The sequence below is a fragment of the Mycolicibacterium obuense genome (assembly GCF_055397605.1).
The window spans coordinates 1,266,433-1,287,311 of record NZ_AP043663.1 but is presented as its reverse complement, the minus strand read 5'-3'; the positions used below and the strand labels follow the sequence as shown (position 1 = coordinate 1,287,311).

Annotated in this window: 18 protein-coding genes; 8 read left to right on the top strand and 10 right to left on the bottom strand. The window is 68.3% G+C overall.

Going from position 1 to position 20,879, the window contains the following annotated elements:
• Nucleotides 1–16: 16 nt before the first annotated feature.
• Nucleotides 17–2,005, top strand: coding sequence for an SDR family oxidoreductase (locus tag ACZ50N_RS06245; RefSeq protein ID WP_464474923.1), 1,989 nt, complete (start codon nucleotides 17–19; stop codon nucleotides 2,003–2,005).
• Nucleotides 2,002–3,036, top strand: coding sequence for a nucleoside hydrolase (locus ACZ50N_RS06240; RefSeq protein ID WP_464474922.1), 1,035 nt, complete (start codon nucleotides 2,002–2,004; stop codon nucleotides 3,034–3,036). The genes ACZ50N_RS06245 and ACZ50N_RS06240 overlap by 4 nt, the downstream gene beginning before the upstream one ends.
• Here the strand turns inward: ACZ50N_RS06240 and ACZ50N_RS06235 are convergent.
• From ACZ50N_RS06235 to ACZ50N_RS06225, 3 genes are all read right to left on the bottom strand, one after another.
• On the bottom strand, nucleotides 3,023–3,445 hold the full coding sequence (locus ACZ50N_RS06235; RefSeq protein WP_046361738.1) for an organic hydroperoxide resistance protein: 423 nt from the start codon (nucleotides 3,443–3,445) through the stop codon (nucleotides 3,023–3,025). The genes ACZ50N_RS06240 and ACZ50N_RS06235 overlap by 14 nt on opposite strands.
• Nucleotides 3,446–3,543: 98 nt before the next feature.
• Nucleotides 3,544–5,082, bottom strand: coding sequence for a DNA polymerase Y family protein (locus ACZ50N_RS06230; protein ID WP_464475598.1), 1,539 nt, complete (start codon nucleotides 5,080–5,082; stop codon nucleotides 3,544–3,546).
• Nucleotides 5,083–5,127: 45 nt separating this feature from the next.
• Nucleotides 5,128–5,811 carry a DnaE2-dependent mutagenesis accessory factor ImuA' gene (locus tag ACZ50N_RS06225; protein WP_464474921.1) on the bottom strand — a complete coding sequence of 228 codons (684 nt, stop codon included), beginning with the start codon at nucleotides 5,809–5,811 and terminating at the stop codon, nucleotides 5,128–5,130.
• Nucleotides 5,812–5,968: 157 nt separating this feature from the next.
• Between ACZ50N_RS06225 and ACZ50N_RS06220 the strand changes: the two genes are divergently transcribed.
• The 5 genes from ACZ50N_RS06220 to ACZ50N_RS06200 are packed head-to-tail and all read left to right on the top strand — an operon-like array spanning nucleotide 5,969 to nucleotide 11,149.
• On the top strand, nucleotides 5,969–6,961 hold the full coding sequence (locus tag ACZ50N_RS06220; protein WP_464474920.1) for an alpha/beta hydrolase: 993 nt from the start codon (nucleotides 5,969–5,971) through the stop codon (nucleotides 6,959–6,961).
• Entirely contained in the window at nucleotides 6,962–7,789 is an 828-nt protein-coding gene (locus tag ACZ50N_RS06215; protein WP_464474919.1) for an SDR family NAD(P)-dependent oxidoreductase, read from the top strand.
• Nucleotides 7,790–7,801: 12 nt separating this feature from the next.
• Entirely contained in the window at nucleotides 7,802–8,731 is a 930-nt protein-coding gene (locus ACZ50N_RS06210) for a ferritin-like domain-containing protein (RefSeq protein WP_464474918.1), read from the top strand.
• 3 nt (nucleotides 8,732–8,734) lie between these two features.
• A complete protein-coding gene (locus tag ACZ50N_RS06205) occupies nucleotides 8,735–10,234 on the top strand; it encodes a flavin-containing monooxygenase (RefSeq protein ID WP_464474917.1) in 1,500 nt (499 codons plus the stop codon).
• An 18-nt stretch (nucleotides 10,235–10,252) separates the two neighbouring features.
• Complete coding sequence (locus ACZ50N_RS06200) at nucleotides 10,253–11,149, top strand: MerR family transcriptional regulator (RefSeq protein WP_464474916.1); 897 nt, start codon at nucleotides 10,253–10,255, stop codon at nucleotides 11,147–11,149.
• Nucleotides 11,150–11,155: 6 nt separating this feature from the next.
• Here ACZ50N_RS06200 and guaA read toward each other — a convergent pair whose 3' ends face one another.
• The 4 genes from guaA to guaB all read right to left on the bottom strand — a co-directional run bounded on the left by guaA (nucleotide 11,156) and on the right by guaB (nucleotide 17,307).
• A complete protein-coding gene (guaA, locus tag ACZ50N_RS06195; RefSeq protein ID WP_464474915.1) occupies nucleotides 11,156–12,715 on the bottom strand; it encodes a glutamine-hydrolyzing GMP synthase in 1,560 nt (519 codons plus the stop codon).
• A 29-nt stretch (nucleotides 12,716–12,744) separates the two neighbouring features.
• Nucleotides 12,745–14,511: a GMC family oxidoreductase N-terminal domain-containing protein gene (locus ACZ50N_RS06190; protein ID WP_464474914.1), complete on the bottom strand. Its 1,767-nt coding sequence runs from the start codon at nucleotides 14,509–14,511 to the stop codon at nucleotides 12,745–12,747.
• Nucleotides 14,512–14,583: 72 nt separating this feature from the next.
• Complete coding sequence (locus ACZ50N_RS06185) at nucleotides 14,584–15,711, bottom strand: GuaB3 family IMP dehydrogenase-related protein (RefSeq protein WP_172835717.1); 1,128 nt, start codon at nucleotides 15,709–15,711, stop codon at nucleotides 14,584–14,586.
• 42 nt (nucleotides 15,712–15,753) lie between these two features.
• The gene (gene guaB / locus ACZ50N_RS06180; protein WP_464474913.1) at nucleotides 15,754–17,307 is read right to left on the bottom strand and encodes an IMP dehydrogenase; all 1,554 of its coding nucleotides are present in this window, start codon (nucleotides 17,305–17,307) and stop codon (nucleotides 15,754–15,756) included.
• Between the two features lie 159 nt (nucleotides 17,308–17,466).
• Between guaB and ACZ50N_RS06175 the strand changes: the two genes are divergently transcribed.
• On the top strand, nucleotides 17,467–17,871 hold the full coding sequence (locus ACZ50N_RS06175; RefSeq protein WP_043406106.1) for a DUF5319 domain-containing protein: 405 nt from the start codon (nucleotides 17,467–17,469) through the stop codon (nucleotides 17,869–17,871).
• Nucleotides 17,872–17,890: 19 nt separating this feature from the next.
• Here ACZ50N_RS06175 and ACZ50N_RS06170 read toward each other — a convergent pair whose 3' ends face one another.
• The 3 genes from ACZ50N_RS06170 to ACZ50N_RS06160 all read right to left on the bottom strand — a co-directional run bounded on the left by ACZ50N_RS06170 (nucleotide 17,891) and on the right by ACZ50N_RS06160 (nucleotide 20,511).
• The gene (locus tag ACZ50N_RS06170) at nucleotides 17,891–19,072 is read right to left on the bottom strand and encodes an anti-sigma-D factor RsdA (RefSeq protein WP_464474912.1); all 1,182 of its coding nucleotides are present in this window, start codon (nucleotides 19,070–19,072) and stop codon (nucleotides 17,891–17,893) included.
• Nucleotides 19,065–19,643 (bottom strand): sigma-70 family RNA polymerase sigma factor, encoded by a 579-nt coding sequence (locus ACZ50N_RS06165; RefSeq protein ID WP_046361747.1) that lies wholly within the window; start codon nucleotides 19,641–19,643, stop codon nucleotides 19,065–19,067. Before ACZ50N_RS06165 ends, ACZ50N_RS06170 begins: the two co-directional genes overlap by 8 nt.
• A gap of 100 nt (nucleotides 19,644–19,743) precedes the next feature.
• Nucleotides 19,744–20,511 (bottom strand): hypothetical protein, encoded by a 768-nt coding sequence (locus ACZ50N_RS06160; protein ID WP_464474911.1) that lies wholly within the window; start codon nucleotides 20,509–20,511, stop codon nucleotides 19,744–19,746.
• Nucleotides 20,512–20,879: the final 368 nt, after the last annotated feature.

The following is a 20,879-nucleotide window of genomic DNA, read 5'->3' as shown; positions in this document are numbered from 1 at the left end:
GGCGAACATGTCCCGCATGCGCTATGTCGTTACCGGCGGTACCGGGTTCTTGGGACGTCACCTCGTGGACCGGCTCCTGGCCCGTCCGGGCACCGAGGCGGTGCACGTTCTGGTGCGCGGACAGTCGTTGAACCGGTTCGCACACCTGGCCGAAGGGTGGGACGAGCGGGTGTCACCGCTGGTCGGCGACCTGACATCACCCGCGCTGGGTCTCGATGACCGGCAGCTCGTCGCACTCGGTCCGGTCGACCACGTCATGCACTGCGCCGCGCTCTACGACATCACCGCACCCGAGGATCAGCAGCGGGCCGCGAATGTGGAGGGCACCCGGTCGGTCATCGCGCTGGCCCTGCGCCTGGGCGCCACGCTGCACCACGTGTCGTCCATCGCCGTGGCGGGCACGTTCCGCGGCGAGTTCACCGAGGACGATCTCGACGTCGGTCAGCAGCTGCCGACGCCCTATCACCAGACCAAGTTCGAGGCCGAGCTGTTGGTCCGCTCGACGGCCGGACTGCGCTACCGCATCTACCGACCCGCAGTCGTCGTGGGCGACTCCCGGACCGGCGAGATGGACAAAGTCGACGGGCCCTACTACTTCTTCCCGATCCTGGCCACGCTGGCGGCGTTGCCCCGTTTCACCCCGATGATGCTGCCCGCTGCAGGTCGCACCAACCTCGTGCCCGTCGACTACGTTGTCGACGCGATCACGACGCTCGGCCATCTCGACGGACGCGACGGACAGACGTTCCACCTGACCGCTCCGACGACGACCGGGTTGCGCGGCATCTATCGCGGTGTGGCGCCGGCGGCGGGCCTGCCTCCGCTGGTGGGGTCACTGCCACGGGGCGTGGCCGGCCCGTTCCTGCACGCCCGAGGGCGCGCAAAAGTGGTGCGGGACATGGCCGCCACCCAGTTCGGCCTGCCGGCCGAGATCCTCGACGTGGTCGAACTGGAACCGACCTTCACCCGCGCACACACCGATGAGGCATTGCGCGGCACCGGGATCACGGTGCCCGAGTTCGCCGACTACGCGCCGCGGCTGTGGCGCTACTGGGCGCAGCATCTGGACCCGAACCGAGCACGCCGCGACGATCCGTTGGTCGGCCGGCATGTCATCATCACCGGCGCCTCGAGCGGGATCGGCCGGGCCTCGGCCATCGCGGTGGCCGCTCGGGGCGCATGCGTGTTCGCGTTGGGCCGCAATGCCGACGCGCTCGACGAGGTGGTCGCCGAGATCCGCGCCGCCGGCGGGCAGGCGCACGCGTTCTGCTGCGACGTCACCGACTCGGCGGCGGTCGACCGCACCGTCGCCGCCATCCTCGAGCAGTTCGGGCACGTCGACTATCTGGTCAACAACGCCGGGCGGTCGATCCGGCGATCGGTGATCGCGTCGACGGACCGGTTGCACGATTACGAACGCGTGATGGCGGTCAACTACTTCGGCCCGGTGCGGATGGTGCTGGCCCTGCTCCCCCACTGGCGCGAGCGGCAGTTCGGGCATGTCGTCAACGTCTCCAGCGCCGGGGTCCAGGCGGGCAACCCGAAATACAGCGCCTACATCCCCAGCAAGGCTGCTCTGGATGCATTCTCCGAAGTCGTTGGCACCGAGACCCTTTCGGATCACATCACGTTCACCAACATCCACATGCCGCTGGTCGCGACGCCGATGATCGCTCCGTCACGTAGGCTCAACCCGATGCCTCCGATCACCGCCGAACACGCGGCCGCCATGGTCATCCGCGGGCTGGTCGACAAGCCGCCGCGCATCGACACCCCGGTCGGCACGCTCTCGGATTTCGGCACCTATTTCACGCCCCGGCTCTCGCGCCGCGTCCTGCACCAGCTGTATCTGGGGTATCCCGACTCGCCGGCCGCGCGAGGTGTGGCCGAACAGCGCCCGATTCCGGCGCGCCCGGCCCGGCCGCCGCGGCGCACGGTGCCGGCGGTGCGGGTGCCACGGCCGGTCAAGCAGGCGGTGCGACTGGTGCCCGGCGTGCACTGGTGAGCACAGCGCGCCTGCCGGTGTTCTGCGATGTCGACACCGGCGTCGACGACGCGATGGCGCTGGTGTACCTGTTCGGCAGTGCAGAGGCCGAGGTGGTGGGAATTGCCTCGACCGCGGGAAACGTCGGTGTGCAACAGGTCTGCGAGAACAACCTCGGCCTGCTCGAATTGTGCGGCGTCACAGGGGTTCCGGTGTCCAAGGGTGCGGATGGGCCGCTGGCGATTCCGCTGCGCACCGCCGAGGACACGCACGGGCCGCAGGGGTTGGGGTACGCACAGCTTCCGTCAGCCACCGCGAGCCTCACCGACCACGACGCCGCGCAGGCGTGGGTTCGTGCCGCGCACGCCCGTCCCGGCGAGCTGATCGGATTGGCCACCGGACCTCTGACCAATCTGGCGTTGGCGGTGCGCGCCGAGCCGGAGTTGCCGACGCTGCTGCGCCGCCTGGTGATCATGGGCGGCTCCTTCGACTATCGCGGCAACACCACCCCGGTCGCGGAGTGGAACACCAGCGTCGATCCGGAATCGGCGGCCGAGGTGTTCGCGGCCTGGAATGGTGCGGAGCACCTGCCGATCGTGTTGGGGCTCAACATCACCGAGAACATCGCGATGACCCCGGAGTTGCTGAGCCGGCTCGCCGAGGCCGCGGGTGCACCCTCGAGAATGATGTCGGTGCACGACCCACGCGGTACGGCCTCGACCGCCGACAACCCTGTGATCCGGGTGCTCGAAGACGCGATGCGGTTCTACTTCGAGTTCCACCACGATCAGGGCGAGGGGTACCTGGCCCACCTGCACGATCCGCTGGCTGCGGCGGTCGCCCTCGACCCTGACCTGGTGACCTGTCGAGCCGCCCCCGTCGACGTCGAGCTGACCGGGACGCTGACGCGTGGCATGACGATCGCGGACTGGAGCGGCCACTGGGGCCGCGAACCCAACGCACTCGTCGGCGTCGACGTCGATGCGGCGGCGTTCTTCGACCACTTCATCGACCGGGTCGCGATGTTCGCCCGCAGTGTCAGTCGTCGGTGACGGTGAGCTTCACGTCGATGTTGCCGCGCGTGGCGTTGGAGTACGGGCAGACCTGGTGGGCCTTCTCGGTCACCTCGCGCGCGGTCTCGGCGTCGACGTTGGGCAGCGTGATCTCGAGTTCGACGGCCAGACCGAATCCGCCGTTGTCGAGCTGACCGATCGACACCCGGGCGCCCACGGCCGAATCCGAGACGTCGACCTTGTCCTGGCGGGCGACCAGGCGCAGCGCGGAGTGGAAGCATGCGGCGTACCCGACGGCGAAGAGCTGCTCGGGATTGGTGCCGTTGCCACTGCCACCCATCTCCTTCGGGATGGCCAGATCGAAATCGAGGCGACCGTCCGAGGACCGGCCGTGGCCGTCACGGCCTTCGCCGGTGGCCAGGGCTTCTGCGGTGTAGAGCGTCTTCATGCGTCGTCCTTTCAGTGGGGACCAAGATCTCACCTGAACAATAGGACGCAATTGAGTTGTGTGCAACCAATATGGCTCTGCTCCTGTCTTTCGGGCGGCTACTCATACCGGCCCTCGATGTACCACCGGCGCTGCCGATAGCACAGCAGCAGCGCCTCCTGCCGATCCTCGCCGAGCAGCACCTGTGCGCGCGCGGTGCGACCTCCGCCGGCCGCCGCGGTGTCCCACCACCGTTCGTCGACCGGCCACGGTCCGGTCCACCAGGACAGCCGACCGGACCTGCCCGGCGCGCTGAGCTGGGCAGGATCGGAAGAGAACACGCCGCGCGCGGTGACGCGCACCGGATTCCCCTGCGCGTCGAGCACGTCCACCGGATCGTCGAGCAGTACCGACGGCGACGGCTCGGGAAGCTGCCCGGGCCACGGCTGCCCGGGGTCGGCCCGGGGGACGAGTTCGTCGCCGAGCGGGGTGAGGGTGATGCGCTCGGCGGGGCCCCGCCCTCCGCTGAGAACCGGCACCTTCACCGCATCGGGACCGAGCAACCCCTGGACCCGCACGAGCGCCCGCCGCGCACGCAGCCGGTCCTCCTCGCCGATCCCGCCCCACAGCGGGAGCTGCAGAGCCTCGGCCGAGACCACCTCCACCGGCCGCAGCCGCAGCATCGTGATCGGCGCCCCGGGACGCTCATCAGCCCGCCGGCGGTTCAGCCACCCGTCGAGCTGCCAGCGCACCCGGTCGGCGGTGGCGTCTTCGGTGAGAGGCTCGGCGCATCGCCAGACGCGTTCGAGCTCGCCACCGTTCGCGGTCACCGCATGGATGGCCAGTCGGGTACAGCCCACGCCCGCCGCCTCGAGGCTGCGGTGCAGCCGGCCGGCCAGCGCCCGCCCGGCGAAAGCGGCCGCGTCCACCCGCTCGATGGGTGGATCGCAGTCCATCTCGACGTCGAGTTCCTGATCGGGCTCTCGCCCGGAGGGACCCCGACCGGGTTCCCCGCGCGCCAGCTGGTGGGCAGCCACCGCATCGGCGCCGAAGCGGGACGCCACATCGCTACGGGACACCTCGGCGAATTGACCTATCGTCCGAATGCCCATGCGCCACAAAAGATCTACCAGTTCAGCGCGGGTCCCGGAGGCCAGGCTGGGTTCGGTGGCCAGCGCCTTGACCGACAGTTCCGACAGGAACTCGGCATCCGATCCCGGGTCGACGATCCGGCCCGCTCTCGCGGCGAAGACGGCCGTGGGCAATTGGTCGGCGACGCCGACCTGACACTCGGCACCCACTGCGGCCACGGCATCGACCAACCGTTCTGCCGTCACCTGCTCCGAGCCGAAGTACCGGGCGGCCCCGCGTACCGACAGCGCCAGTAGACCCGGACGCAGCACCTCCGCCCGAGGCACGAGCTCGTCGACGGCAACGGTCACCCGTTCGAAGTGCCGGGCGTCGCGTGCCGGGTCGGCGGTGACGACATGCAGGTCCGGGCAGCGCGCCTGGGATTCCCGTCGCCGGATCCCGCGCCGCACCCCCGCCGATCGCGCCGCAGCCGAACACGCCACCACCCGGTTGGCGAGTGTGACCGCGACCGGCACCGTGGGCGGGAGGCCGGCCGCCGCCGCAGCGGCCACCGCCGGCCAGTCCATGCACCAGAGCGCCAGCACCCTGCCCGATGATCGGGAGCCGGCCACCTAGCCGTTCACCACCCGGTTGAGCGGCACCCGTCCCCGGGCCCGCATCGCCAGACGTACCCGACCGATCCGCCCGCAGCCAGGGACAGGCGACCCATCCCCCGGACCGGCGATGTCGAAGCCGCTGACCGCGGCTTCCAACCGAGTGGAAGCACCCTGCCAGATGCCGTCGGTGACGAGCAGCGTGCACCCCCGCTGGCGCGCACGGGCCACCACCGCCCTGGCCCGGGATGGCGGCACCGACCGGCCCCCCAAGCCGAGCACCACCAGATCCATCCCGTCCATCAGCACGGCCGCCACCTCGACCGGGTCGGCCCCCGGCTCCGGGATCACAGCGATCCGGCTCAGATCCGCCCCCATCTCCACCGCCGCGAGCAGACCCACGTCCGGCTGGCCGATGATCGCGACGTGGCCCCCCTCGGCCGTCACGGCGGCGACGATCTTCAACTCCAGCGACCGCGCGCCCGACACCACCGCCACGGTTCCCCGTGGCAGCACCCCCAGATCCGACACCTCCAGCAAACTATCGTCAGGCTGTGCGACCGTTTCCGGGGCTGCCGCCACAGGCGCGGACCGCCGGCCGGCCCCTACCTTCCCCGACACCGACGCCATCTGCCGACGAAGCTGTTCCAGCTGCTCAGCACGGGTGACAGGGCATCGATTCACCGCCTTCACCCCTGTCACAACTGCACCGTGCACATCATCCGCCTCACTCGATGTTCGAATGTTTGTTCGATGCCGCCAGTAAACACCCACCCACCGACATCGTCAACCAATCCCAACCTGCCATCGTCGAATAGTGTCATTGACAAATGTCAGCATTGGAGGTTGTATCCATCCAATGCTCATCGGAGAGATCGCCACCGACCTGACCCACCGCGGGTCCCACCGGTCCCGCAGTGCCGCCGCACTCGCCGGACTGACCCTGCGTCAGCTGAGCCTGATCCTTCCGCCCGATCAACCATGGGGACTGTGGACCTCGCGGCAGATCGTGGCCCGGCTGATGGACACCTTCGGCCCCTCCCTCGCCGGCACCCGGACAGAACCCGTCGACGTCCGCACCCCTGACGGCGGGCGCGTCGTCGGCGAATGGGTCTGGGGCCGAGGCGTTCCCCGTGACACCACCCGAGCGATCTACTTCGTCCACGGCAGCGGTTTCGCGCTCTGCTCGACCCGCACCCACCGGCGGCTGGTGTCCTGGCTCTCCCGACTGACCGGAATCGGGGTCTTCAGCATCGACTACCGGCTGGCGCCGCAGCACCGATTCCCCACCGCCGCCGACGATGTCCGCCGGGGCTGGGAGTGGCTCACCGGTGAGCACGGCATCGCCCCCGAACGCACGGTGATCGCCGGCGATTCGGCCGGCGGCCACCTCACCGTCGATCTGCTGCTGCAGCCAGACGTCCACCACCCCGCGGGCATGGTGTTGTTATCACCGCTGCTTGACCTCACGTTCGCGTTGGCCCGTACGCGCGAACGCACCCGCCCCGACCCCGCGATCCGCTCTCGCGACGCAGCTCGACTAGTCGAGTTGTATTGCCGGGGAATCGAACACACTCACCCCAGACTGAAACTCGATGTGGCTCAAGGGCGGACACTGCCACCCGCGCTGATCCAGGCCGGCGGCGCCGAGATGCTCGCCGCCGATGCGATCGCGCTCGCCGAAGACCTTCGGGTCGCCGGCGGTGAAGCCCACCTGCAGATCTGGCCCGACCAGGTCCACGTCTTCCAGGCCCTGCCCCGCCTCACCCCCGAAGCGGTGCCCGCGATGCGCGACGTCGCCGGCTTCATCGCCGATGTCCTGACCCAGCCCATGATCGAGCAGGCCGGCTAGATGATCGTCTTCGGAACCAGGCGCAGCCACCGTGCCGATGCGGTGATCACCGGTGCGGGCAGCGGTATCGGCGCTGCGTTCGCCGCCGAGCTAGCTCGCCGCGGCGGCCGGGTGCTGTGCAGCGACATCGATCTCGACGCTGCCACGGCCACGGCCGACACACTCCGCAGCACCGGGACCGAGGCATCGGCGGTCCGCTGCGACGTGACCGACATCGACGACGTGTTCCGGCTCGCCGATGCGGCGCGCTCGTTCTTCGATGGCGCACCCACCGTCGTCATCAACAATGCCGGTGTCGGCGCCGGCGGCGCCTCGATCGGCGAGATCGACCTCGCCGACTGGAAGTGGGTGCTCAGTGTGAACCTGTGGGGCCCGATCCACGGCTGCCACGTCTTCGCGCCGATCCTGCGCGACGCCGGCCGCCCCGCAGGCATCGTCAACGTCGCCTCCGCAGCCGCTTTCGGCGCCGCACCGGGGATGGCGGCCTACAACGTGAGCAAGGCGGGCACGCTGTCACTGTCGGAGACGCTGTCGGCCGAACTCGCCGGCACCGGCGTCACCGTGACGGCGCTGTGCCCCACGTTCGTCAAGACCAACATCGTCAGCGCAGGCCGAATCTCCGAATCCTCCACCCATCTCGCCGACAACCTGATGCGCTGGATCGGCTTCTCCCCCGACCGGGTGGCCCGCACCTGCCTGGACACCCTCGATCGCGGCGGCCTGTACTGCATGCCGCAGCCCGAAGCCCGGATCGGCTGGGGCATCAAACGTTTCACCCCGACGGTGTACACCCGCGCCGCCGGCCTGATCACCCGCGTCACCACCTAGGAGGAGACACCGATGGCACACGCCACGATGGACATGGACGCCATGCTCGCCAAGATCAAGGACAGGCAGTGGGCACTGGCCGACATCGACTGGGACGCACCGGGCGCCGAGACGATCACCGACGAGATGCGGCCCAAGCTCAAGGCGTTCATGGCCGATCTGTGCTGGATCGAGAACGTCGGAGCCCGCGGGTTCGCCGCGTTGGCCAAGAAGGCCCCCACGCCGACGATCGCCGAGATCTACCGGTACTTCCATGCCGAGGAGCAGCGGCATGCCAATGCCGAACTGGCGCTGATGAAGCGGTGGGGCATGCTCGACGGCGATGAGATGCCGGAACCGAACGTCAACATCCGGCTGGCCATCGACTGGCTCGACGCCTACTCCGACGACATGTCGCTGTCGATCCTGGGCACCGTGATCCCGATGCTCGAGGTGGCCCTCGACGGGGCGCTGCTGAAGTTCCTGCTCGAAGAGGTGCACGACCCCGTCTGCCACCAGGTGTTCGAGAAGATCAACAATGACGAATCCCGCCACATCGCCGTCGATTTCGCGGTGCTCGACATGATCGGCCACAGCGACCTGCACCGTCTGATCGTGCAGTTCGTCGGCAACATCGCCTCCCCCGCTCTCATCATGGGCATGATCATGTACGTCCCGCTGCTCAACCGGATGCGCAACAACATCATCGACATGGGCCTTCAGCCCGAAAAGCTCTACAACGCCATGAAGCGGTTCCAGACCCTGGGTGAGCGCGGCGAGAAGACCTGGCGGGTACCGACCTACCAGCTGCTCAAGTATCACGGACGCGCAGTGATCAACCCCCGCAACCCCTACCACTGGCTCGCCAACCCCCTGGTGTGGGCGTCCGACTACTACCCGAAGATGCTGTTGCGGCCCATCCCCTCCTGGTTCAAGGAGCTCACGCACGAGCCGGCGGCCTGACCCATGGCCCAGACACACATCCACGACACCCTGATCGTCGGCGCCGGTTTCACCGGGCTGGGAGCAGCCATCAAGCTGAAGAAGTCAGGAGTCGACGACATCGCGATCGTCGAACGCGCCGACGACGTCGGCGGAACCTGGCGTGACAACACCTACCCCGGGGTGGCCTGCGACATCCCGACCATGCTGTATTCGTTCTCGTTCGCCCGTAACCCGGCCTGGTCGCGGATGTACCCGTCCGGCGGCGAGATCCGAGACCACATCCGAGATCTCACCGATCAGCACGATCTGCGCCGGCTGATCCGATTCGGTACGGAGGTCACCGGCCTGAGCTTCGCCGAGGACACCGGAGTGTGGACGGCAACGACGAACGGCCGCAGGAAGATCTGCGCCCGCACCGTCGTGATGGCATCGGGCCCGCTGGCCGATCACAGCCTGCCTGACATCCGCGGAATCGAGACGTACAAGGGCACCAAGATCCACAGCGCCTCGTGGGACCACGATTTCGACGTCACCGGCAAGAGGATCGGCGTGATCGGCACCGGCGCCAGCGCCGTGCAACTCGTTCCCGAACTGGTCAAGGACGCCGCCTTCGTCAAGGTGTTCCAACGCACCCCCGGCTGGGTGCTGCCCCGTCCCGATGTCGGCATCCCCGATTCGGTCCAGCAGCTGTTCGCCAAAGTCCCTGCCGCACAGGAGCTCACACGTCAGGCATTGTTCTGGGGGCACGAGGCGTGCGCGGCCGCCCTGGTGTGGAACACCCCGCTGACCGGATTGGTCTCGGCGTTGGGTCGCGCGCATCTGCGTCTGCGGATCAAGGACAAGTGGCTGCGCCGCCAGCTCACCCCGGACTTCACTCCCGGATGTAAGCGGATGCTGATCTCCAACGACTACTACACCGCGCTGCAGAAGGAGAACTGCAAACTCATCGACTGGCCGATCGCGACGCTGAGCCCGGCCGGTATCCGCACCAGCGACGGGATCGAACACCATCTCGACGCGATCGTGTTCGCCACCGGTTATGACGTCCACCTGTCCGGCCCACCGTTCCCCGTCACCGGATTGGGGGGCCGCTCGCTCCAACAGGACTGGGCGGCACATGCCGAGGCGCACAAGAGCGCCAGCGTGCACGGCTACCCCAACCTGTTCCTGATGACCGGCCCGAACTCCGGGCCCGGCCACAACTCGCTGCTGGTCTACATCGAGGGGCAGATCGACTACGCGGTCGCCGGTATCACCACGATCCTGGCGCAGAACCTGCGGTACCTCGACGTGCGCGCCGACGTGCAGCGCCGGTACAACGCCGCCATCCAGCAGCGGTTGACCAAGACGACCTGGATGTCGGGCTGCAGCAGTTGGTATCTGACCGCCGACGGCTTCAATGCGTCGATGTACCCGGGACTGGCGACACAGTATCTTCGACAGATGCGCCAATTCCGGTTCGACGACTATGCCGCGGTGGCACACGGGGCGCAGGTGCGCGCCGTGTCGTCCACCGCCTGACCGAACTTCCCGACCGAGATGTCCCAACCGAGGTCCAGCGGGCCGATCCCGACGATCCTGCGACGTCTTCGCCGCGGTTCGCGTGACGTCGTCGAAGCCGCGGTGTCGCAACTTTTCGACGCTGCGGTGCATCCACACGGTGTCACCGAATCCGGCGAGTACCGGATCGACGAGCTGGCTCGGCTGGGTGGGACGACGACCCGCAATGTCCGCGTCTACCGGGACCGCGGTCTGCTGCACCCGCCGTTGAGGGTGGGCCGGATCGCGCTGTTCAACGACACCCACCTGACCCGGCTGCGACTGATCACGTCGCTGCTCGACCGCGGCTACAACATCGCCCACGTCAACGAGATGCTCTCGGCGTGGGAGCAGGGCAAGAACATCGGGGACATGCTGGGTCTGGAGTCCGCGATCGCGGGCAGCTGGGCCACCGAGAAGCCGCAGCGGATGGCACTCGCCGAGGCCCGCGACACCGTCGGCGACGACGCCGCGTTCGACCGCATGGTCGCCCTCGACATCATCCGCGTCGACGGCGATCACGCCACGGTGGTGCGGCCGACCCTGGTCGAGGTCCTCGCCGAGATCCACCGATTCGGCGTGGCGTACGACAAGCTCATCGACATCCACGAGCAGGTCAGTCCGCTCCTCGATCAGATCAGCGCGATCCTGGTGCAGGCCGGCCTCGAGGAGGTGGTCGACAAGATCAACCCCGGAGCCGCGATGCCGGATGACGTCACCGTCGCCGAACTGATCACCACCCTGGTGCGGTTCCGGACCCAGGCGGTGAGTGCAGTCAGTGCGACACTGGCGTTTTCGGTCGAGTCCGCGGTCGAGACGACGGTCGCGACAATGCTCGGGGATCTCATCGAGAAAAGCGAGAAGACCGACACCGACGGCAGTGGTCCGGGCGAGTAGGTGTGCTCACTCCCATTCGATCGTGCCGGGAGGCTTGCTCGTGATGTCCAACACGACTCGGTTCACTTCGCGCACCTCGTTGGTGATGCGCGTGGAGATCCGCTCCAGCACCTCGTAGGGCACCCGGGTCCAATCCGCGGTCATGGCGTCCTCGCTCGACACCGGCCGCAGAACGATCGGATGGCCGTAGGTGCGGCCGTCGCCCTGCACCCCGACCGATCGCACGTCGGCGAGAAGTACCACCGGGCACTGCCAGATCTGGTGGTCCAGACCGGCCGAGGTGAGCTCCTCGCGAGCGATGGCATCGGCGCGGCGCAGCGTGTCGAGGCGGTCCGCGGTGACCTCGCCGACGATCCGGATGCCCAGACCGGGACCCGGGAAGGGTTGGCGCGCAACGATGTCCTCGGGCAGCCCGAGTTCTCGTCCGACCGCACGGACCTCGTCCTTGAACAGCAGCCGCAGCGGTTCGACGAGCGTGAACTTCAGGTCTCCCGGCAGTCCACCGACGTTGTGGTGGCTCTTGATGTTCGCCGTGCCGGTGCCACCACCGGATTCCACGACGTCGGGATACAGCGTGCCCTGGACCAGGAACTCGACGTCCCCTTCGGCCGCCCCCAACGCATCCCGCACGGCGCCTTCGAACGCCCGGATGAATTCGCGGCCGATGATCTTGCGCTTGCCTTCCGGGTTGGTCACCCCGGACAGTGCTTCCAGGAAACGGTCGGCCACGTCGACCGTGACGAGGTTGGCGCCGGTGGCGGCGACGAAGTCCCGCTGCACCTGGGCGCGCTCACCGGCGCGCAGCAGGCCGTGGTCGACGAACACGCACGTCAGCCGGTCTCCGACGGCTCGCTGGACCAGCGCCGCTGCGACCGCGGAGTCCACGCCGCCGGACAGCCCGCAGATGGCCCGTCCGTCACCGATCTGCGTGCGGACCTGTTCGACGAGGGCGTCGGCGATGTTGGCCGGCGTCCACGTCGCATCGATGCCGGCGAACTCGTGCAGGAACCGGCTGAGCACCTGCTGGCCATGCGGACTGTGCATGACCTCGGGGTGGTACTGGACACCGGCCAGCCCACGCGCCCGATTCTCGAACGCAGCGACAGGAGCACCGGAACTGGTGGCGACGACGTCGAATCCGGCGGGAGCCTCGGTGACGGCGTCACCGTGGCTCATCCACACCGGCTGCCTGTCCGGCAGATCCGAATGCAGTTCTCCGCCGACGACATTCAGCTCGGTGCGGCCGAATTCACTGGTGCCGGTGTGCGCGACGGTGCCGCCCAGTGCCTGGGCCATCGCCTGGAAGCCGTAGCAGATCCCGAACACCGGGATGTCGAGATCGAACAGCGCCGGGTCGAGTTGCGGCGCGTCGTCGGAGTACACGCTGGCCGGCCCGCCGGACAGGACGACTGCGCGCGGATTGCGCGCCTTGATCTCATCGACGGTCGTGGTGTGCGGGATGACTTCGGAGAACACCCGCGCCTCCCGCACCCGCCGGGCGATGAGCTGGGCGTACTGGGCACCGAAATCGACCACCAGCACCGGGCGGGGAGCAGCAGAATCCACCCGAACAGTCTAGTGGGACAGCTCGGAGGTCAGGCGCCCTGCGCGTCGGCGGTGGTGGGATCGCGCCGATTGACCGTCTCGGCGCTCACCCCCCAGTCCAGCGCCGCAGGCGCACCCGCGGGCACCACGGGCCGCGCGGGCTCGATGGGGTCGAGCCGCCGGTAGGGCTGCCCTTGGGCGGGCCGCAGATCCTGCTCACCCTTGTTCGGCCACAGCGACGCGGCGCGTTCAGCCTGCGCGGTGATCGAAAGTGACGGATTGACACCGAGATTGGCGGAGATCGCCGCCCCGTCGACCACCGACAGCGTCGGGTAGTTCCACACCCGGTGGTAGGCGTCGATGACACCGTGGTCGGCGCTGTCACCGATGACCGCGCCGCCGAGGAAGTGTGCGGTGAGCGGGATGTTGAACAGCTCACCCCAGGTGCCGCCCGCCACGCCGTCGATCTTCTTGGCGATGCGGCGGGTGACCTCGTTGCCCACCGGAATCCACGACGGGTTCGGCTCGCCGTGACCCTGCTTGCTGAGGTAGCGGTGGAAGCCGAACGGGGTGCGCTTGGTGAACGTCGTGATCGAGTTGTCCAGGTTCTGCATGACCAGCGCGATCATCGTGCGCTCGCTCCAGCGGCGGGGATTGAGCAGCCGCATCGTGCCCTTCGGATCCTCGCGGGCGGTGCGCACCAGCTGCTTCCACCGCGGGACATCGGTGCCCTCGGGCCCTGCCCCGTCGGTCATCAGCGTCTGCAACAGACCCATCGCATTGGAACCCTTGCCGTACCGGCACGGTTCGACATGCGTATCGGACGTCGGATGGATCGACGACGTGATCGCCACGCCGTGGGTGAGGTTCAGGTCGTCGGCGACACGAAGTCGGCCTGCGCCGACGATCGACTCGGAGTTCGTGCGGGTGAGCATCCCGAGACGATCGGAGAGCTTCGGCAGCCGCCCGGTGTCGCGCATCTTGAACAGCAGCCGTTGGGTGCCGTAGGTGCCGGCCGCGACGATCACCTGGTTCGCGGTGAAGGTGCGGCGGGTGCGCCGCAGCCAGCTGCCGGTGCGCACGGTGCGGACCTGCCATGTGCCGTCGGGGCGCTCGGTGAAGTCGGTGACCGTCGTCATCGGCTGGATGTGCGCACCGGCCTTCTCGGCCAGCCCGAGGTAGTTCTTGATCAGGGTGTTCTTGGCGCCGAAGCGGCAGCCCGTCATGCACGATCCGCACTCGATGCAGCCGGTGCGCGCCGGACCGGCACCACCGAAGTACGGATCGGGCAGGAGCTGGCCGGGCCGCTTCTCGCCGTCGGGGCCGAAGAACACTCCGACCGGCGTCGGCACCCAGGTGTCGCGGCAGCCCATGTCCTCGGCGACTTCCTGCATGATGCGGTCGGCGTCGGTGACGGTCGGGTTGGTGACCACGCCGAGCATCCGCTGCGCCTGGTCGTAGTGGGGCAGCAGCTCGGAGCGCCAGTCGGTGATGTCGCGCCACTGCGGATCGTTGAAGAACGGTTCCCGCGGCACGTAGAGCGTGTTGGCGTAGTTCAGCGAGCCGCCGCCCACGCCGGCGCCGGCCAGGATCATCACGTTGTTCAGCAGGTGGATGCGCTGGATGCCGAACATGCCGAATCGCGGCGCCCACAGGAAGCGACGCAGATTCCACGACGTCTTGGCGAAGTCGGGGTCCTCGTAGCGTTTGCCCGCTTCCAGGACGAGGACCTTGTAGCCCTTCTCGGTGAGTCGTAGGGCGCTCACGCTGCCACCGAACCCCGAACCGATGATCACGACGTCGTAGTCAGGCCTCATGACGTCCATTATGAACTTACCGTCCAGTAGTTTCTAGACAGGTTGGCCTAATTTGTAAAGTGACAGTCTCGGTCAGACGCCGACCGTCAGGCCGACCTTCTGAAATTCCTTGAGATCGCAGTACCCCGCCTTGGCCATGGACCGCCGCAGACCGCCGACCAGGTTCAGCGCGCCGAACGGATCGTCCGACGGGCCGTTCAACACCTGCTCGAGCGACGGACGTTCTTCATCCGCGACCTGCAGCAGTGCACCGCGCGGCAGGGACGGGTGGGCGGCCGCAGCCGGCCAGAACCAGCCGCCGCCCAGCGCCTCCGCGGCCGCTGCCAGCGGGGTGCCGAGCACGACGGCGTCGGCGCCGCAGGCGATGGCCTTGGCCAGTTCGCCCGAGGTGTGGATGTCGCCGTCGGCGAGGACGTGCACGTACCGGCCGCCGGTCTCGTCGAGGTACTCCCGGCGTGCGGCCGCGGCGTCGGCGATCGCGGTCGCCATCGGCACACTGATGCCGAGCACCTCGTCCGACGTCGTCACCCCCATCGTCGAGCCGTACCCGACGATCACGCCGGCCGCCCCGGTCCGCATCAGATGCAGCGCGGTGCGGTGGTCGAGCACGCCGCCGGCGACCACCGGCACGTCGAGCTCGGAGATGAACGTCTTGAGGTTCAGCGGCTCGCCGTCGGACGCGACGCGCTCAGCGGAGATGATCGTGCCCTGGATGACGAGCAGATCGATGCCGGCAGCCACCAGCGTCGGCGTCAGCGCCTGGGCATTCTGCGGCGAGACCCGCACGGCAGTGGTGACGCCCGCCTCCCGGATGCGCGCCACCGCGGCGCCGAGCAGATCGAGATCGATTGGCGCCGAATGCAATTGCTGCAGCAGCCGAACCGACGCCGACGGGTCGGGCTCCTTGGCAGCGATGTCGACGACCTCGGCGATGCGCGCCTCGACATCGGCGTGGCGGCCGAGCAGGCCCTCACCGTTGAGGATGCCCAGACCGCCGAGGCGGCCGAGCTCGATGGCGAACTCCGGAGACACCAGCGCATCGGTCGGATGGGCGAGCACCGGGATCTCGAACCGGTAGGCATCGAGCTGCCAGGCGGTCGAGACGTCCTTGGACGACCGGGTGCGCCGTGACGGCACGATGTTGATGTCGCCGAGCTCGTAGGTACGGCGCGCGGTTCGGCCCATACCGATCTCGACCATGTCTCGCATGTTGTCCACTCCCCTGTAGATCCCGCGACGACCCTAGCGGGTGGTGTAGTTGGGGGCTTCCACCGTCATCGTGATGTCGTGGGGATGGCTCTCCTTGAGCCCCGCAGCGGTGATCTGCACGAACTGCGCCTGCTGCAACTGCTCGATGGTGGCCGAGCCGGTGTAGCCCATGGCCGCACGCAGACCGCCGACGAGCTGGTGGATGACCTGAGACAACGGTCCGCGGAACGGCACCCGGCCCTCGATACCCTCGGGCACCAGCTTGTCTTCCGAGAGCACATCGTCTTGGAAGTAGCGGTCCTTCGAAAAAGAGCCGCGCAGGTTGCCGCCCGCGCCGCGCCCCTGCATCGCCCCCAGGGAGCCCATGCCGCGGTAGCTCTTGAACTGCTTGCCGTTGACGAAGATCAGATCTCCGGGAGATTCGGCGGTGCCGGCCAGCAGCGAACCCAGCATCGCCGTCGACGCGCCCGCGGCCAGCGCCTTGGCGATGTCGCCGGAGTACTGCAGTCCGCCGTCGGCGATCACCGGCACACCGTGCGGTGCGCACGCGGCGACCGCTTCGAGGATCGCCGTGATCTGCGGGGCGCCGACGCCGGCGACCACGCGCGTGGTGCAGATCGAGCCCGGCCCCACGCCGACCTTCACCGCGTCGGCGCCTGCCTCGACGAGCGCGGCCGCAGCGGCACGGGTGGCCACGTTGCCGCCGACGATCTCCACGCGGTCGCCGATGGTGACCTTGAGCCGGTGCACCATGTCGAGCACCCCGCGGTTGTGGGCGTGCGCGGTGTCGACGATCAGCACATCCGCCCCGGCATCTGCCAGCGTCATCGCACGCGCCCACGCGTCCTCACCGACGCCGACGGCCGCGCCGACGAGCAGCCGACCGTCGCTGTCCTTGGTGGCCAGCGGGAACTGCTCGGTCTTGACGAAGTCCTTGACCGTGATCAGCCCGGTCAGCTTGCCGTTCCCGTCGACGATCGGCAGCTTCTCGATCTTGTTGCGGCGCAACAGCCCCAGCGCTGCCTCCGCCGACACACCCTCCTGGGCGGTGATCAACGGTGCCTTGGTCATCACTTCACGGACGGCCTTGGACTGATCGACCTCGAACCGCATGTCGCGGTTGGTGATGATGCCGACCAGCTGCCCGGCGTTGTCGACCACCGGCAGACCCGAGATGCGGAACCGCGCGCACATCGCATCGACCTCGGCCAGCGTGTTGTCCGGCGAGCAGGTGACGGGGTCGGTCACCATGCCGGCCTCGGACCGCTTGACGGTTTCCACCGCGGAGGCCTGCTCGGCGGCGGGGAGGTTGCGGTGCAGCACGCCCATGCCGCCGGCGCGCGCCATCGCGATCGCCATCCGCGACTCCGTGACGGTGTCCATGGCGGAGCTGACCAGCGGCACCTTCAGCCGGATCTTGCGGGTCAGCTGGCTGGAGGTGTCGGCAGTGGCGGGGATCACATCGGAGGCCGCGGGCAGCAGAAGGACGTCATCGAACGTGAGTCCCAGCATGGCGACCTTGGTCGGATCATCGCCGCCGGTGGGCACCGGCATGGCCAGGGGAATGCTGCTCTCGGCGATCGACATGGGAGCCTCCAGTAACCAGACACGGGACAGGCCCAGCGCACGAGAGACGAACGCGACCTGAAAGCCCATCTTATCGGCATCAAGCTCGGCATTTGTGTCCGCCATGACGTGCCGCGGGAGTGCTGGCGCGATACCCGCGGGGCTGCGTACTCTTGTGGCGTGCGAGACCACCTGCCGCCAGGATTGCCGCCTGACCCGTTCGCCGACGACCCGAGCGATCCGTCGGCTGCGCTTGATGCGCTCGAGCCGGGGCAGCCGCTGGATCCGCAGGAACGCACCGCCGTGGAAGCCGACCTGGCTGACCTGGCTGTCTACGAAGCGCTGTTGGCGCACAAGGGAATTCGCGGCCTGGTCGTCTGCTGCGACGAATGCCAGCAGGATCACTACCACGACTGGGACATGCTGCGCGCCAACCTGTTGCAGCTGCTGGTCGACGGCACCGTCCGGCCGCACGAACCGGCCTACGACCCCGAGCCGGACTCCTACGTCACCTGGGATTACTGCCGCGGTTACGCCGATGCGTCGCTGAACGAGGCGGCCTCGGAGTCCGACGGGTATCGCTGAGAGCGCAATCGCCCGCCCGTCAGCGGGGCGCCCCCGGCACGACAGGTAGCACCGGCACCACAGGCAGGATCGTCGTCGTGGTCGGGGCTGCAGGCTCCACCACCGCCGGAGCGCTCGGAACGGCGACGACCGGCGCGGTCGTGCTCACCGGCTCTGCCGATGTCGGCACCGATGTCGGCACTGCCGTGGTGACCCGAGGTGCCGCGGTGGTCGTCGATTGCTGAACCACCACCGATGTCGTCGTGGTCGGTGCCACGGCGGCTGAGGTCGAGGTCGACGGCGCCTCCGTGGTGGTGCGAGTGGTCGTGCGCGGAGCCGTCGTGGTCGGCGCGGGCGTGCTCGACGGGGTCGCCTCCAGTGACGACGACGGTGCCGATGACGACGGTGCCGTCACAGACGTGGTCGCAGCACTCGACGACGGGACCTCACCCGAGGTGGTGGTCTCGGTCGGTGCCGGAGACGACGTGACCGAAGTCGTCACCGACGTGGTGTCCGCCGGAGAGGTCGCCGACGACGTGTCCGACGGTGAGGTCGGGAGGACCGCGTTCGGATCGACACTCACCACGGGGAAGGTAGGCAGCGGCGCACCCGGCGGCACGGTCGCGGCGGGATTCTGCGCCTCGACCTTGACGGTCAGCTCCTGCCACTGGGACACCAGCTCGGCCTTGCGCTGATCGTCACCGACCGTCGCGACGGTCGTCGTCACCGCCTGCAGCTTGGCTTGCGCCCCCTGCCAGTCCCCCTGCTCGATCAGCTTCTGCACCTGCTGCATCTCGGTCTGCGCGGCGAGCGCCACCGCGTCGTCGCGCGTCTGCGCCTGCTCGCCGAACAGCACGGTGCGCAACCCGTAGAGGGCATCGCCCGGGCCGGAGCCGGCGATCACAGCACCGAATCCACCCAGGCAGAGCACCGCAGCCGCCGCCGAACCGACCACGGCCAGCGATACCCGCCGCCGTCGCCCGGGAGATGCCACGCGATCAAGCGCCGCGGCGGCGTCCTGCAGGCTGAGGACATCGTTCATCGGTGTTTCGCGGACGTCGTCGCGCCAGCTCGCCAGCAACTGGCTCAATTCCGCTTCACCGCGATCGGTCGCGTACACGGGTTGCTGCCCGGCCAGCGCGTCGAGGAACTGGTCGGTGCGGTTGATCTCGTTCAGCGACGGATCACCGCCGCCGTTGTTCCAGCGTCCGAAATCAGGCATGGCCTCGTCCCGTCGCCATGATCTCCGTCTTCAATCGGGACAGCGCGCGATGCTGGGCCACTCGGACCGCGCCGGCCGTGCTGCCCACCGCTTCGGCGGTCTCCTCGGCGCTCATGCCGACGACCACCCGAAGGATCAGGATCTCGCGCTGCTTCTCGGGAAGGATCTGCAGGAGGGCACTCATCCTGGCCGACGACTCGGAGTCGATCGCCATCTGCTCGGGACCGGCCTCACCGGAGAACCGTTCCGGCACCACCTCCATCGGGTCCGCCTTGTTACGTCCGGCGGCCCGATGTGCGTCGGCAACCTTGTGCGCTGCGATGCCGTACACGAAGGCCAGAAACGGTCGTCCCTGATCCTTGTACCGCGGCAGCGCCGTGATGGCAGCCAAGCACACCTCCTGAGCAACGTCATCAGCTGACAGACCGCTGCGTTCCGCTGTTCCCACGCGCGCCCGGCAGTAGCGGACGACGAGGGGGCGGATGGTCTCCAGCACCTCCCGGAGTGCATCCCGGTTGCCGGCGATGGCTTCTGCCACGACAGCATCGAGACGTTCTCCCGAAATTGTCATCGTGAGCAGGCTCTCCAGCGTTACGTCGGGGACACCGGATTCGGAGGTGTCAGTTGTGTGGCTCAGCTAAACAATAACGACCACTTGCGGTGCAACCCCGTTAGCGCGAGCGCCACACGCCGCCTCGTCTGATCACGGTTTCGGCGCAACTGTCGCGGATGTCCGTGATCTCCGCCGCCGAGCACTGTGCGCTCCCGATGCCCGCCAGCAGTGAGGCGGCCGCCCACCGCAGCGGAATCAGGCCGTGCTCGCCGGTCTGTGTCAGCACGCGATCGCCGTCTGTGCGGGCAGCCTCGAGAGCTCCGGCCGCACACTGCGCCGCGGCGCGCACGAGCAGGGACTTGACCCGGTGCCGCACGGACGGCGTGTGCGCGGCCAACTCGACGCCCCGCTCGGCGTGCTCGAGGGCGGAGCCGTCAGCGCGGGCCATCGCCAGCTCGGCCGACACCCACGCGAGCCGGACCGGCAGCCGCGTTGATTCCGACGCGGAGACGAGATCGGCGGCCCGCGCCAACGCTCGGTCAGACGCCGCGAACCGACCGACACCCAGCGCGTCGGCAGCCAATCCGATCAGTGCGTCGGCGGCGGCTTCTCCGGTTCCACCCGTGAGCGCCCATGCCGCACCGTCGAACGAGCGGGCGCGGTCGTGCCAGCCGAGCTGACGCAGAAAGGAGGCCCGCGTGCTGAGCGCCAGCGAAGCGAGCGGCCCGCGGTCCACGGCGCGCAGCAGCCGGTCCAGGTCCGCCTCGGCAGCGGCGTAGCGCCCCTGGCCGCCGGCGGCCACGGCCCGCAGCCACAGCCCCTCAGGGGTGCTCTCAGCGGCGAGCGGCCACGCACCGGGATTGCTGCCGAACGCTGCCTCACCCATGTCGAGAGCAGACGCTATCAACTCCGGCGGATCTGTTGCGACCGTCAGTTAACAGTTCATGCTTGCCGTGTTACGAACAGGAAAACTGGTCGACGGGTGTCGAGTTCCGTTCTCGGAGCGGGATATTTACTGACCGGGAGAAATGACACCGAAATGGGCGGTGACGAGCGAGCGTTTATCACCTCCTTCGTTGCGACGAAGTCGCACCGATGAACGCGATGTTAAATCTCGCCTGCGGCGTATGCACTTTCGCACAGGGGAGGCTATTGACGGAAAATCCGAAGCCCTTCTACGTTGTGTGCACGAGTGGTCATCGGCGACTGTGCTCGGATCATTTCCACGACTGACGCACCCACGGGATTTCACAA

What these genes read in the sequence shown, in the direction of transcription:
- guaB (WP_464474913.1), bottom strand. Translation starts at nt 17,307, where the DNA reads ATGTCGATCGCCGAGAGCAGCATTCCCCTGGCCATGCCGGTGCCCACC.
- ACZ50N_RS06220 (WP_464474920.1), top strand. Translation starts at nt 5,969, where the DNA reads ATGCTCATCGGAGAGATCGCCACCGACCTGACCCACCGCGGGTCCCAC.
- ACZ50N_RS06230 (WP_464475598.1), bottom strand. Translation starts at nt 5,082, where the DNA reads ATGGACTGGCCGGCGGTGGCCGCTGCGGCGGCGGCCGGCCTCCCGCCC.
- ACZ50N_RS06160 (WP_464474911.1), bottom strand. Translation starts at nt 20,511, where the DNA reads ATGGGTGAGGCAGCGTTCGGCAGCAATCCCGGTGCGTGGCCGCTCGCC.
- ACZ50N_RS06190 (WP_464474914.1), bottom strand. Translation starts at nt 14,511, where the DNA reads ATGAGGCCTGACTACGACGTCGTGATCATCGGTTCGGGGTTCGGTGGC.
- ACZ50N_RS06245 (WP_464474923.1), top strand. Translation starts at nt 17, where the DNA reads ATGCGCTATGTCGTTACCGGCGGTACCGGGTTCTTGGGACGTCACCTC.
- ACZ50N_RS06205 (WP_464474917.1), top strand. Translation starts at nt 8,735, where the DNA reads ATGGCCCAGACACACATCCACGACACCCTGATCGTCGGCGCCGGTTTC.
- ACZ50N_RS06215 (WP_464474919.1), top strand. Translation starts at nt 6,962, where the DNA reads ATGATCGTCTTCGGAACCAGGCGCAGCCACCGTGCCGATGCGGTGATC.
- ACZ50N_RS06185 (WP_172835717.1), bottom strand. Translation starts at nt 15,711, where the DNA reads ATGGTCGAGATCGGTATGGGCCGAACCGCGCGCCGTACCTACGAGCTC.
- ACZ50N_RS06170 (WP_464474912.1), bottom strand. Translation starts at nt 19,072, where the DNA reads ATGCCTGATTTCGGACGCTGGAACAACGGCGGCGGTGATCCGTCGCTG.
- ACZ50N_RS06200 (WP_464474916.1), top strand. Translation starts at nt 10,253, where the DNA reads ATGTCCCAACCGAGGTCCAGCGGGCCGATCCCGACGATCCTGCGACGT.
- ACZ50N_RS06210 (WP_464474918.1), top strand. Translation starts at nt 7,802, where the DNA reads ATGGCACACGCCACGATGGACATGGACGCCATGCTCGCCAAGATCAAG.
- ACZ50N_RS06165 (WP_046361747.1), bottom strand. Translation starts at nt 19,643, where the DNA reads ATGACAATTTCGGGAGAACGTCTCGATGCTGTCGTGGCAGAAGCCATC.
- ACZ50N_RS06235 (WP_046361738.1), bottom strand. Translation starts at nt 3,445, where the DNA reads ATGAAGACGCTCTACACCGCAGAAGCCCTGGCCACCGGCGAAGGCCGT.